The sequence below is a fragment of the Pseudomonas sp. ATCC 43928 genome (assembly GCF_005938665.2).
In the GTDB taxonomy this organism is placed as follows: domain Bacteria; phylum Pseudomonadota; class Gammaproteobacteria; order Pseudomonadales; family Pseudomonadaceae; genus Aquipseudomonas.
On sequence record NZ_CP041753.1, the window covers coordinates 1,255,293 to 1,269,429 of the forward strand.

General features: G+C 61.0%; 5 protein-coding genes. 3 read left to right on the forward strand and 2 right to left on the reverse strand.

The features are described from left to right. Positions 1–12: 12 nt before the first annotated feature. Complete coding sequence (locus FFH90_RS05645; protein WP_145227986.1) at positions 13–11,043, reverse strand: M10 family metallopeptidase C-terminal domain-containing protein; 11,031 nt, start codon at positions 11,041–11,043, stop codon at positions 13–15. Positions 11,044–11,213: 170 nt separating this feature from the next. Here FFH90_RS05645 and FFH90_RS05650 point away from each other — a divergent pair, with 170 nt between their 5' ends. Together FFH90_RS05650 and FFH90_RS05655 are read left to right on the forward strand one after the other, a co-directional pair. Further along, complete coding sequence (locus FFH90_RS05650; RefSeq protein WP_064616196.1) at positions 11,214–11,903, forward strand: MBL fold metallo-hydrolase; 690 nt, start codon at positions 11,214–11,216, stop codon at positions 11,901–11,903. A gap of 105 nt (positions 11,904–12,008) precedes the next feature. Further along, a complete protein-coding gene (locus tag FFH90_RS05655; protein WP_064616197.1) occupies positions 12,009–12,740 on the forward strand; it encodes an OmpA family protein in 732 nt (243 codons plus the stop codon). Between the two features lie 150 nt (positions 12,741–12,890). On the opposite strand, the gene FFH90_RS05660 is transcribed toward FFH90_RS05655, so the two are convergent. After that, a complete protein-coding gene (locus FFH90_RS05660) occupies positions 12,891–13,325 on the reverse strand; it encodes a YhcB family protein (protein ID WP_018930114.1) in 435 nt (144 codons plus the stop codon). A 144-nt stretch (positions 13,326–13,469) separates the two neighbouring features. On the opposite strand from FFH90_RS05660, the gene FFH90_RS05665 reads away from it, so the two are divergent. Beyond that, positions 13,470–14,114 carry an alpha/beta hydrolase gene (locus FFH90_RS05665; RefSeq protein ID WP_019582363.1) on the forward strand — a complete coding sequence of 215 codons (645 nt, stop codon included), beginning with the start codon at positions 13,470–13,472 and terminating at the stop codon, positions 14,112–14,114. Positions 14,115–14,137 lie beyond the last annotated feature (23 nt).

Sequence of the window (14,137 nt, forward strand, 5' to 3'; positions counted from 1 at the left end):
TTCAAACTTTGGTCAAACTACCAAGTCCTTGGCACTGAAGGTATCGACGCCTACCAGTTGGATTGCGAAATCTGCATCCAGCCTGCCGTTGACGTTGCCGTACAACACATGATCTTCGAAACGCAGTTGTCCTGCTCCTGTGAACGCATTCGAGTCAATGAATGTAAAGGCGTTGAACGCAGTGGTGAGCATATTGGCATCGAGTTTTGACAGGTCGATCTTGTCGCCCTGTAGGCTGCTGAAGTCGGTGATGACGTCACTGTTTGCCCCTTTGCCCAGCTCACTGAGTAAATTGAAAACAAACCGGTCGGCACCAGAGCCGCCCGTCAGGATGTCTGTGCCCAGACCTCCTATCAGCAGGTCATTGCCCATACCACCATCAAGCAGGTCGTTGCCTGCTCCACCATTGAGCACATTGTTGCCACTGTTGCCGGTCAGCACGTTATTCAGGGCGTTGCCGACACCGGTGAGGTTGTCGCTGCCGGTGAGGGTGAGGTTTTCCAGGTTGGCACTCAGGGTCCAGCTCACCGAGGAACGTACGGTGTCGATTTCGCTCGCCAGGGTACTGGTCTCGGTGACCGCGTCCTGGAGGTTGTCGACGATATAAGTGTCGTTGCCAGTGCCGCCGATCATCAGGTCGGCGCCGGTTCCGCCATCCAGAACGTTATTGCCGCTGTTACCGGTCAGACGGTTGCCCAAGGAGTTGCCGGTGGCGTCGAGGTTGTCGCTGCCGGTGAGTGTCAGGTTCTCGAGGTTGCTACCCAGGGTGTAGCTGATCGACGACATGACTGTGTCGATTTCGACCAGCGAGGTGCCGCGTTCGATCACCGTGTCGCCGAGGTTGTCGACCACGTAGGTGTCGTTGCCAGCCCCGCCGTCCAGGGTATCAGCCCCGGCCTTGCCGTCGAGGAAGTTGGCAGCGGCGTTGCCGAGCAGGGTGTTGTTCAGGTCGTTGCCGATCAAGGTGAAGTTGCCGAGGCCGGTGACGGTGACATCTTCGACGTTTTGCAGGTTGCTTTGGCTGAGATCGACGGTGCTGCTGGCCAGGGTCGAGGCGTAGCTGATGTTCAGCAGGTCATGGCCCTGGTCGACGGTTTCCTGTAGCAGCGCCAGTTCGCCGGCCTGGTCGAGGATATAGGTGTCGTCGCCGGCGCCGCCGCTCATGGTGTCCAGGCCGGTCTGGCCATTGAGGATGTTGTTGCCGCTGTTGCCGGTCAGCACGTTGTTCAGGGCATTGCCGACGCCGTTGAGGTTGTCGCTGCCGGTGAGGGTAAGGTTTTCCAGGTTGGCACCCAGGGTCCAGCTCACCGAGGAGCGCACGGTGTCGATTTCGCTCGCCAGGGTACTGGTTTCGGTGACCGTGTCCTTGAGGTTGTCGACGATGTAGGTGTCGTTGCCGAAGCCGCCAATCATCACGTCGGCGCCGAGGCCACCGTTGAGCACGTTGTTGCCGCTGTTGCCGATCAGCACGTTGTTCAGGGCGTTACCGGTGGCGTCGAGGTTGTCGCTGCCGGTGAGTGTCAGGTTCTCGAGGTTGCTGCCCAGGGTGTAGCTGATCGACGACAGCACCGTGTCGATTTCGCTCAGCGAGGTGCCGCGCTCGATCACCGTGTCGCCGAGGTTGTCGACCACGTAGGTGTCGTTGCCAGCCCCGCCGTCCAGGGTATCAGCCCCGGCCTTGCCGTCGAGGAGGTTGGCGGCGGCGTTACCGGTCAGGTTGTTGTCGAGTTCATTCCCCGTGAGGTTCAACGCGAAGGTGCCGAGCAGCACGCCGTCTTCGACGTTGGCCGAGAGGGTGTAGCTCACCGCCGTGCGGATCAGGTCGTGGCCTTCGTCGGCGAGCTCAGTGACCGTGTCGGTGGCGTTGTCGATGACGTAGGTGTCGTCGCCGCTGCCGCCGCTGAGGGTGTCGGCGCCGGCGCCGCCATCCAGCCAGTCATTGCCGGCCCCGCCTTGCAGGGTGTTGTTGTAGGCGTTGCCGAGCAGGGTGTTGTTCAGGTCGTTACCGATCACGGTAAAGGCACCGAGGCCGGTGACGGTGACATCTTCGACGTTCAGCAGGTTGCTTTGACTGAGATCGACGGTGCTGCTGGCCAGGGTCGAGGTGTAGCTGATGTACAGCAGGTCACGGCCTTGATCAGCATCATCCTGCAATAGCGCCAGTTCGCCGGCCTGGTCGAGGACATAGGTGTCGTTGCCGGCGCCGCCGATCAGCGTGTCCAGGCCCGCGCCACCGTTGAGGATGTTGTTGCCGCTGTTGCCGGTCAGCACGTTGTTCAGGGCATTGCCGACGCCGTTGAGGTTGTCGCTGCCAGTCAGGGTGAGGTTTTCCAGGTTGGCGCCCAGGACCCAGCTCACCGAGGCGCGTACGGTGTCGATTTCGCTCGCCAGGGTGCTGGTTTCGGTGACCGTGTCCTTGAGGTTGTCGACGATGTAGGTGTCGTTGCCGAAGCCGCCCATCATCACGTCGGCGCCGAGGCCACCGTTGAGCACGTTGTTGCCGCTGTTGCCGATCAGCACGTTGTTCAGGGCGTTGCCGGTGGCGTCGAGTTGGTCGCTGCCGGTGAGGGTCAGGTTCTCGAGGTTGCTGCCCAGGGTGTAGCTGATCGACGACAGCACCGTGTCGATCTCGGCCAGCGAGGTGCCGCGCTCGATTACCGTGTCGCCGAGGTTGTCGACCACGTAGGTGTCGTTGCCAGCCCCGCCGTCCAGGGTATCGCCGCCGGCCTTGCCATCGAGGAGGTTGGCGGCGGCGTTGCCGGTCAGGTTGTTGTCGAGTTCATTCCCCGTGAGGTTCAACGCGAAGGTGCCGAGCAGCACGCCGTCTTCGACGTTGGCCGAGAGGGTGTAGCTCACCGCCGTGCGGATCAGGTCGTGGCCTTCGTCGGCGAGTTCAGTGACCTTGTCGGTGGCGTTGTCGATGACGTAGGTGTCGTCGCCGCTGCCGCCGCTGAGGGTGTCGGCGCCGGCGCCGCCATCCAGCCAGTCATTGCCGGCCCCGCCTTGCAGGGTGTTGTTGTAGGCGTTGCCGAGCAGGGTGTTGTTCAGGTCGTTGCCGATCACGGTAAAGGCACCGAGGCCGGTGAGGGTGACATCTTCGACGTTCTGCAGGTTGCTTTGGCTGAGGTCGACGGTGCTGGTGGCCAGGGTCGAGGTGTAGCTGATGTACAGCAGGTCACGGCCTTGATCAGCATCATCCTGCAATAGCGCCAGTTCGCCGGCCTGGTCGAGGACATAGGTGTCGTCACCGGCGCCGCCGATCAGCGTGTCCAGGCCCGCGCCACCGTTGAGGATGTTGTTGCCGCTGTTGCCGGTCAGCACGTTGTTCAGGGCATTGCCGACACCGGTGAGGTTGTCGCTGCCAGTCAGGGTGAGGTTTTCCAGGTTGGCACCCAGGGTCCAGTTCACCGAGGAACGCACGGTGTCGATTTCAGATAGCAGGGTGCTGGTCTCGGCGACCACGTCCTTGAGGTTGTCGACGACGTAGGTGTCATTGCCGAAACCGCCCATCATCACGTCGGCGCCGCTTCCGCCCTCCAGCACGTTGTTGCCGCTGTTGCCGATCAGCACGTTGTTCAGGGCGTTGCCGGTACCGGTGAGGTTGTCGTTGCCGGTGAGGGTCAGGTTCTCGAGGTTGCTGCCCAGGGTGTAGCTGATCGACGACATAACCGTGTCGATTTCGCTCAGCGAGGTGCCGGTTTCCACCACCACGTCACCCACGTTATCCACAACGTAAACGTCGTTGCCTGCACCGCCAATCATGAGGTCTTGGCCGGCACCGCCATTGAGGAAGTTGGCGGCGGCGTTGCCGGTGAGGCTGTTATCGAGTTCGTTGCCGGCGAGGTTCAACGCGGCGGTGCCGAGCAGCACGCCGTCTTCGACGTTGGCCGAGAGGGTGTAGCTCACCGCCGTGCGGATCAGGTCGTGGCCTTCGTCGGCGAGTTCAGTGACCTTGTCGGTGGCGTTGTCGATGACGTAGGTGTCGTCGCCGCTGCCGCCGCTGAGGGTGTCGGCGCCGGCGCCGCCATCCAGCCAGTCATTGCCGGCCCCGCCTTGCAGGGTGTTGTTGTAGGCGTTGCCGAGCAGGGTGTTGTTCAGGTCGTTGCCGATCACGGTGAAGTTGCCGAGGCCGGTGACGGTGACATCTTCGACGTTCTGCAGGTTGCTTTGACTGAGGTCGACGGTGCTGCTGGCCAGGGTCGAGGTGTAGCTGATGTTCAGCAGGTCGTGGCCCTGGTCGGCGGTTTCCTGCAGCAGTGCCAGTTCACCGGCCTGGTCGAGGATATAGGTGTCGTCGCCGGCGCCGCCGATCAGCGTATCCAGCCCCGCGCCACCGTTGAGCACGTTGTTGCCGCTGTTGCCGGTCAGCACGTTGTTCAGGGCATTGCCGACGCCGTTGAGGTTGTCGCTGCCGGTCAGGGTGAGATTTTCCAGGTTGGCGCCGAGGGTCCAGCTCACCGAGGAACGCACGGTGTCGATTTCAGATAGCAGGGTGCTGGTCTCGGCGACCACGTCCTTGAGGCTGTCGACGACGTAGGTGTCATTGCCGAAGCCGCCCATCATCACGTCGGCGCCGAGGCCACCGTTGAGCACGTTGTTGCCGCTGTTGCCGATCAGCACGTTGTTCAGGGCGTTACCGGTGGCGTCGAGGTTGTCGCTGCCGGTGAGGGTCAGGTTCTCGAGGTTGCTGCCCAGGGTGTAGCTGATCGACGACAGCACCGTGTCGATTTCGCTCAGCGAGGTACCGCGCTCGATTACCGTGTCGCCGAGGTTGTCGACCACGTAGGTGTCGTTGCCAGCCCCGCCGTCCAGGGTATCGCCGCCGGCCTTGCCATCGAGGAGGTTGGCGGCGGCGTTGCCGGTCAGGTTGTTGTCGAGTTCATTCCCCGTGAGGTTCAACGCGAAGGTGCCGAGCAGCACGCCGTCTTCGACGTTGGCCGAGAGGGTGTAGCTCACCGCCGTGCGGATCAGGTCGTGGCCTTCGTCGGCGAGTTCAGTGACCTTGTCGGTGGCGTTGTCGATGACGTAGGTGTCGTCGCCGCTGCCGCCGCTGAGGGTGTCGGCGCCGGCGCCGCCATCCAGCCAGTCATTGCCGGCCCCGCCTTGCAGGGTGTTGTTGTAGGCGTTGCCGAGCAGGGTGTTGTTCAGGTCGTTACCGATCACGGTAAAGGCACCGAGGCCGGTGACGGTGACATCTTCGACGTTCAGCAGGTTGCTTTGACTGAGATCGACGGTGCTGCTGGCCAGGGTCGAGGTGTAGCTGATGTACAGCAGGTCACGGCCTTGATCAGCATCATCCTGCAATAGCGCCAGTTCGCCGGCCTGGTCGAGGACATAGGTGTCGTTGCCGGCGCCGCCGATCAGCGTGTCCAGGCCCGCGCCACCGTTGAGGATGTTGTTGCCGCTGTTGCCGGTCAGCACGTTGTTCAGGGTGTTGCCGACACCGGTGAGGTTGTCGCTGCCAGTCAGGGTGAGGTTTTCCAGGTTGGCACCCAGGGTCCAGCTCACCGAGGCGCGTACGGTGTCGATTTCGCTCGCCAGGGTACTGGTCTCGGCGACCACGTCCTTGAGGTTGTCGACGATGTAGGTGTCGTTGCCGAAGCCGCCCATCATCACGTCGGCGCCGAGGCCACCGTTGAGCACGTTGTTGCCGCTGTTGCCGATCAGCACGTTGTTCAGGGCGTTGCCGGTGGCGTCGAGTTGGTCGCTGCCGGTGAGTGTCAGGTTCTCGAGGTTGCTGCCCAGGGTGTAGCTGATCGACGACATAACCGTGTCGATTTCGCTCAGCGAGGTGCCGGTTTCCACCACCACGTCACCCACGTTATCCACAACGTAAACGTCGTTGCCTGCACCGCCAATCATGAGGTCTTGGCCGGCACCGCCATTGAGGAAGTTGGCGGCGGCGTTGCCGGTGAGGCTGTTATCGAGTTCGTTGCCGGCGAGGTTCAACGCGGCGGTGCCGAGCAGCACGCCGTCTTCGACGTTGGCCGAGAGGGTGTAGCTCACCGCCGTGCGGATCAGGTCGTGGCCTTCGTCGGCGAGTTCAGTGACCTTGTCGGTGGCGTTGTCGATGACGTAGGTGTCGTCGCCGCTGCCGCCGCTGAGGGTGTCGGCGCCGGCGCCGCCATCCAGCCAGTCATTGCCGGCCCCGCCTTGCAGGGTGTTGTTGTAGGCGTTGCCGAGCAGGGTGTTGTTCAGGTCGTTGCCGATCACGGTGAAGTTGCCGAGGCCGGTGACGGTGACATCTTCGACGTTCTGCAGGTTGCTTTGACTGAGATCGACGGTGCTGCTGGCCAGGGTCGAGGTGTAGCTGATGTTCAGCAGGTCGTGGCCCTGGTCGGCGGTTTCCTGCAGCAGCGCCAGTTCGCCGGCCTGGTCGAGGATATAGGTGTCGTCGCCGGCGCCGCCGATCAGCGTGTCCAGCCCCGCGCCACCGTAGAGCACGTTGTTGCCGCTGTTGCCGGTCAGCACGTTGTTCAGGGCATTGCCGACGCCGGTGAGGTTATCGCTGCCGGTGAGGGTGAGGTTTTCCAGGTTGGCGCCCAGGGTCCAGCTCACCGAGGCGCGTACGGTGTCGATTTCGCTCGCCAGGGTACTGGTCTCGGCGACCGTGTCCTTGAGGCTGTCGACGACGTAGGTGTCGTTGCCGAAGCCGCCCATCATCACGTCGGCGCCGAGGCCACCGTCCAGCACGTTGTTGCCGCTGTTGCCGATCAGCACGTTGTTCAGGGCGTTGCCGGTACCGGTGAGGTTGTCGTTGCCGGTGAGGGTCAGGTTCTCGAGGTTGCTGCCCAGGGTGTAGCTGATCGACGACATAACCGTGTCGATTTCGCTCAGCGAGGTGCCGGTTTCCACCACCACGTCACCCACGTTATCCACAACGTAAACGTCGTTGCCTGCACCGCCAATCATGAGGTCTTGGCCGGCACCGCCATTGAGGAAGTTGGCGGCGGCGTTGCCGGTGAGGCTGTTATCGAGTTCGTTGCCGGCGAGGTTCAACGCGGCGGTGCCGAGCAGCACGCCGTCTTCGACGTTGGCCGAGAGGGTGTAGCTCACCGCCGTGCGGATCAGGTCGTGGCCTTCGTCGGCGAGTTCAGTGACCTTGTCGGTGGCGTTGTCGATGACGTAGGTGTCGTCGCCGCTGCCGCCGCTGAGGGTGTCGGCGCCGGCGCCGCCATCCAGCCAGTCATTGCCGGCCCCGCCTTGCAGGGTGTTGTTGTAGGCGTTGCCGAGCAGGGTGTTGTTCAGGTCGTTGCCGATCACGGTGAAGTTGCCGAGGCCGGTGACGGTGACATCTTCGACGTTCTGCAGGTTGCTTTGACTGAGGTCGACGGTGCTGCTGGCCAGGGTCGAGGTGTAGCTGATGTTCAGCAGGTCGTGGCCCTGGTCGGCGGTTTCCTGCAGCAGTGCCAGTTCGCCGGCCTGGTCGAGGACATAGGTGTCGTCGCCGGCGCCGCCGATCAGCGTATCCAGCCCCGCGCCACCGTTGAGCACGTTGTTGCCACTGTTGCCGGTCAGCACGTTGTTCAGGGCATTGCCGACGCCGTTGAGGTTGTCGCTGCCAGTGAGGGTGAGGTTTTCCAGGTTGGCACCCAGGGTCCAGCTCACCGAGGAACGCACGGTGTCGATTTCAGATAGCAGGGTGCTGGTCTCGGTGACCGTGTCCTTGAGGTTGTCGACGATGTAGGTGTCGTTGCCGAAGCCGCCCATCATCACGTCGGCGCCGAGGCCACCGTCCAGCACGTTGTTGCCGCTGTTGCCGATCAGCACGTTGTTCAGGGCATTGCCGGTGGCGTCGAGTTGGTCGCTGCCGGTGAGTGTCAGGTTCTCGAGGTTGCTGCCCAGGGTGTAGCTGATCGACGACAGCACCGTGTCGATTTCGCTCAGCGAGGTGCCGCGCTCGATCACCGTGTCGCCGAGGTTGTCGACCACGTAGGTGTCGTTGCCGGCACCGCCGTCCAGGGTATCAGCCCCGGCCTTGCCGTCGAGGAGGTTGGCGGCGGCGTTACCAGTGAGGTTGTTATCGAGTTCATTCCCCGTGAGGTTCAACGCGAAGGTGCCGAGCAGCACGCCGTCTTCGACGTTGGCCGAGAGGGTGTAGCTCACCGCCGTGCGGATCAGGTCGTGGCCTTCGTCGGCGAGTTCAGTGACCGTGTCGGTGGCGTTGTCGATGACGTAGGTGTCGTCGCCGCTGCCGCCGCTGAGGGTGTCGGCGCCGGCGCCGCCATCCAGCCAGTCATTGCCGGCCCCGCCTTGCAGGGTGTTGTTGTAGGCGTTGCCGAGCAGGGTGTTGTTCAGGTCGTTGCCGATCACGGTAAAGGCGCCGAGGCCGGTGACGGTGACATCTTCGACGTTCAGCAGGTTGCTTTGACTGAGGTCGACGGTGCTGCTGGCCAGGGTCGAGGCGTAGGCAATGTTCAGCAGGTCATGGCCCTGGTCGACGGTTTCCTGCAGCAGCGCCAGTTCACCGGCCTGGTCGAGGACATAGGTGTCGTCACCGGCGCCGCCGCTCATGGTGTCCAGGCCGGTCTGGCCGTTGAGGATGTTGTTGCCGCTGTTGCCGGTCAGCACGTTGTTCAGGGCATTGCCGACGCCGTTGAGGTTGTCGCTGCCAGTCAGGGTGAGGTTTTCCAGGTTGGCACCCAGGGTCCAGTTGACCGAGGAGCGCACGGTGTCGATATCCCACAGCGAGGAGCCGGTCTCAATGACCACATCCTTGAGGTTGTCGACGATGTAGGTGTCGCTGCCGCGGTCGTCGATCATGATGTCGGCGCCAAGGCCTCCGTCCAGGGTGTTGTTGCCGAAGTTACCGACGAGGCGGTTATTCAGGGCATTACCGGTAGCATTCAGGTCGTGTAAGTTGGTGAGGGTCAGGTTCTCGAGGTTGCTGCCCAGGGTGTAGCTGATCGACGACATGACCGTGTCGATTTCGCTCAGCGAGGTGCCGCGTTCGATCACTGTGTCGCCGAGGTTGTCGACGTAGTAGGTGTCGTTGCCAGCACCGCCGTCCAGGGTGTCGGCGCCGGCCTTGCCGTCGAGGACGTTGGCGGCGGCGTTGCCGGTGAGGCTGTTATCGAGTCCATTACCTGTGAGGCTCAGCGCTGCAGATCCGAGCAGCTCGCCATCCTCGACGTTGGCTTCCAAAAAGTAGCTCACTGCTGTCTTGATCAGGTCGTGGCCTTCATCAGCCAGTTCGGTGACTTGTACACCATTGTTCAAGATGACATAGGTGTCATCGCCACTACCGCCAATGAGCTTGTCAGCCCCGGCCCAACCATCCAGCCAGTCGTTGCCGGCCCCGCCCAGCAGGGTGTTGTCGTAGTTGTTGCCGAGCAGGATGTTGTTCAGGTCGTTGCCGATCACGGTGAAGTTGCCGAGGCCGGTGACGGTGACATCTTCGACGTTTTGCAGGTTGCTTTGGCTGAGGTCGACGGTGTTGGTGGCCGGAGTCGAGGTGTAGTTGATGTACAGCAGGTCGTGGCCTTGATCAACGTCATCCTGCAATAGCGCCAGTTCGCCGGCCTGGTCGAGGACATAGGTGTCGTTGCCGGCGCCGCCGATCAGCGTGTCCAGGCCCGCGCCACCGTTGAGGATGTTGTTGCCGCTGTTGCCGGTCAGCACGTTGTTCAGGGCGTTGCCGACACCGGTGAGGTTGTCGCTGCCAGTGAGGGTGAGGTTTTCCAGGTTGGCACCCAGGGTCCAGCTCACCGAGGAACGCACGGTGTCGATTTCAGATAGCAGGGTGCTGGTCTCGGTGACCGTGTCCTTGAGGTTGTCGACGATGTAGGTGTCGTTGCCGAAGCCGCCCATCATCACGTCGGCGCCGAGGCCACCGTCTAGCACGTTGTTGCCGCTGTTGCCGATCAGCACGTTGTTCAGGGCGTTGCCGGTGGCGTCGAGCTGGTCGCTGCCGGTGAGTGTCAGGTTCTCGAGGTTGCTGCCCAGGGTGTAGCTGATCGACGACATAACCGTGTCGATTTCGCTCAGCGAGGTGCCGGTTTCCACCACCACGTCACCCACGTTATCCACAACGTAAACGTCATTGCCTGCACCGCCAATCATGACGTCTTGGCCGGCACCACCATCGAGAACGTTACCCAGCGCATTGCCGATAAGCTCATCGTTAAAAGCCGAACCGGTGGCATTTTCGATTTTGGTGCCAAAGGCGATCGCCAGCCCGTCATTGACCAGTTGCAGGTTCGGGATGTCGACGAATGCCTTGCCGATGTTGCTGAACTCACCCTCATTCAGGTTCAGTCTGACAGCCGCCTGCTGGTTGCTGGCATCGATCGTATCGTTTCCGCCGGCATCCCAGATGGTTTCGAATACTGATTGGTCGGGTGCCCAGCGATAGACGTTGTCACCGGTTTGCCAAAGCATGTTGGCGCCGTAAATTTTCTGGATAGCGAGAATATCCAGCAGCATCGGTGTCGTCGGCTGATAGGAGTACGCATTGTTGTAGCTCATGATCGTGTAATGCGTATCATCGAGCAGGGGCGAGATCAGCGTACTGTTGGATTGGCTCGACTCGAATGGATGTTTGAGGCCCAGGGCATGACCGATTTCATGCACGAACGTCATGAAGTCGTAAGTGCCTTTGACGGGGGTAGGGTTGTTCGTATCCGGGCTGATCCATACATCCCCGGCCAGCGGTGTCCGGTCGGGGAAGTAGGCCCAGGCAGCGGCGTCGTCGTCCATGTCCCAATAGCCGCCGAATCGCAAGTCGCCCACAGTGTTGATGTTGTCACTGACCAGAGTGAACTTGACGTTAGCCACGGCGCTCCAGGCGCCAAGCGCACCGGTCACGGCGTTTTGTTGAGCCGATGTCAGAGCGAAGCTGTTCAGGAATTCATTTTTTAAGCTGTATTTGGCAGAGAAATACGATTGGCCGGGGGTGACGAAACTATAGGTCAGCCTTGTCGCGAAGATGTCTGCGCCGAAGTCAGGGCTCAGCCAGGAGGTGCCATAGATCAGGCTGTCGACTTGTTGGTTACCGGTTAGAACAGATGGCTTTGTTAAAATGTAACCAAGAGGAGACGACATTCTAAATATCCTGAGAAGGCTGCGACCGTCCTGTATGTGGCCGCTACAAGGACGCGATTTTGCACCAGAGTCAGCGTCAATTGATATTACATGGCCACTATTTTTTTAATAATGGCGTCAAAAAACTGGCCAGTAAATCTGTGTCGACGTGCGCCAGTGAGTCTTGAGGAATGCGCGCTGGTATCCTGTTCGAAATCGACTTATCAGGGCCTCCCGTGAACGCTCCGACCCCCACCCTCATCCGCGAAACCTTCCCCGTCGGCCCTTTGCAGTGCAATTGCACAATCATCGGCGACCCCATCACCAAAAAAGCCATCGTCGTCGACCCAGGCGGCAATCACGAGCTGATCCTGGCGCGGCTCGACGCCCTGGGCCTGAAGGTGGTCAGCATCATTCACACCCACGCACACCTCGATCACTTCCTCGCCTCCGGTCAGTTGAAGGAGAAAACCGGCGCGACCCTGCACCTGCATAAAGAAGATCAATTTCTCTGGGACAACCTGGAGATGCAGTGCCAGATGTTCGGTGTGCCTTACACCCCGGTGCCATCGCCGGATCGCTGGTTGGCCGATGATGAAGAGTTGGCGTGCGGGTGTGGCGTGGCGTTGCACACGCCGGGTCATACGCCGGGTTCCATGAGCTTTTGGTTTTCAGAGGCTAAGCTGCTGATTGCCGGTGACACGCTGTTCAAGCGTGGGGTAGGGCGCACGGATTTGTGGGGTGGTGATCAGGCAACACTCGTGCGATCGATCAAGCAGCGGTTGTATACCCTCGACGAAGAGGCAACCGTGGTGTCCGGGCATGGCCCGGACACCTGTCTGGGCGATGAAATGCGCGGTAACCCCTTTGTAAGAGCTTGAAGGGCTCTGACGGAATTTTTGTCATTGCCAATGATCCAACACCCGCAAAGGTTCATTGCTTAAGTCCGTTGCACCACAGAATGCAAAAAAAGTAGGAGCTCCTCCATGTTCACCTCGCGTCGTTTGATCGTTGTCGCTACTGCAGTGGCTCTGTTGTCCGGTTGTGCATCGCCGAACCCTTATGACAACCAGGGTCAGGCCGATGGCAGCTCCACGGGCATGAGCAATACCGCCAAATACGGTGGCCTCGGCGCCCTGGCCGGTGCGCTGGCCGGTGCTGCCATCAGTCACGATAACCGTGGCAAGGGCGCGCTGATTGGCGCCGCCGTGGTGGGTGCTTCTGCTGCCGGTTACGGTTACTACGCCGACCAGCAAGAGAAAAAGCTGCGCGCCAGCATGGCCAACACCGGGGTTGAGGTGCAGCGCCAGGGCGATCAGATCAAGCTGATCATGCCGGGCAACATCACGTTCGCCACCGATTCGGCGAACATTGCCTCAAGCTTCTACCAGCCGCTGAACAACCTGGCGGGCTCGCTCAAGGAGTTCAACCAGAACCAGATCGAGATCGTCGGCTACACCGACAGCACCGGCAGCCGCCAGCACAACATGGACCTGTCCCAGCGTCGCGCCCAGAGCGTGGCGACTTACCTGACCTCACAGGGTGTCAGCGGCGCCAACCTGTCGGCACGTGGTGCCGGGCCGGATAACCCGATTGCCAGCAACGGTGATGCCAATGGCCGGGCACAGAACCGCCGCGTCGAGGTCAACCTGAAGGCGATTCCGGGCCAGCAATACGGCGGCCAGCAACAGCAAGGCACTGTCCAGCAGTACCCATGAGAGGCTGACCTCTCCCTGAAATGAAAATGCCCGATCCTTAAAGGATCGGGCATTTTTTTGTGTCGCTTGTTCAGGCGATGAAAAATTCAGAATAAAAAAGCCCTCGGACAATCACTCGTCCGAGGGCTTTTTGTGTCGCGCGAAACCTGATTACTTCTTCAGGCCGTAATGCTCATCGAGCATGCCCGGCGCGTTCGGGGCTTTGGGAGCGTAATCGCGAGGCGGTTCCTGATCGCGCGGTGGCGTCAGGCGTTCCCGTGGAGCCTGCACCGCGTCAGCGTGCAGGGCAGCCAGCAAGCGTTGGCGAGTCTGCTCGTCCAGGGCCAGGCGGTTGGCACCCTCGGCGAGATGATCCTGCACTTCCTGATAGCTCTGAGTCAGTTTCTTGACCAGGGATGCAGTGCTGTTGAAGTGGGTGACCACTTCGTTCTGATACTTGTCAAAACGTTCCTGAATATCATCCAGCTGACGTTGCGTGCTGCTCGGAGCGGCATTCGGCACCAGGCGAGCGATCAGGAATCCAATGGCGACACCCACAACCAGGGCAAGAGTCGGCAACAACCAAACTAAGAGCGAGTGTTCCACGAGTCCTTCCTCTATAAACGGCTTTGCTTTACGTTAACGGCTCGAACCTGCGCTGTATACCGCGATTCACTCGCAATAGATTGGCACAGACAATTTGCTAGACGAGTCGACCCGATTCGAGGTCACGGAGTTCCTTCCTTGCTTATGCGCGAAACCCCTGTAGTGATTGATGGCCCGGTGGGTCAGTTGGAAGCCCTGTATCTGGAAAACATGAGCCCGGACAATGAGCAGCCCCGCGGCCTGGCGCTGATCTGCCATCCGAACCCGGTGCAGGGCGGCACGATGCTCAACAAAGTCGTCTCGACCCTGCAGCGCACCGCGCGGGACGCCGGTTTGATTACCTTGCGTTTCAACTACCGTGGCGTCGGTGCCAGTGAAGGCTCGCACGACATGGGCTCCGGCGAAGTCGACGATGCCCAGGCAGCGGCCGAGTGGCTGCGGGCCAAACATCCTGAATTACCTTTGACCCTGTTCGGCTTCTCCTTCGGCGGTTTTGTTGCAGCCAGTCTCGGCGGACGGCTGGAGGCCAAGGGTGAGCAGATCAAGCATCTGTTCATGGTCGCGCCTGCGGTCATGCGTCTGGGCGATCAGGATCAACTGCCGCACCAAGGTACATTGACCCTGATCCAGCCGGAAACCGACGAAGTGATCGATCCGCAACTCGTTTACGATTGGTCCGACGCACTCGATCGCCCCCATGAGCTGCTGAAAGTGGCAGAATGCGGACACTTTTTTCATGGCAAGCTGACCGATCTCAAGGATCTGATCCTGCCGCGTCTTTCGAATTGATTGCAGTCTGACAAGCGATTACC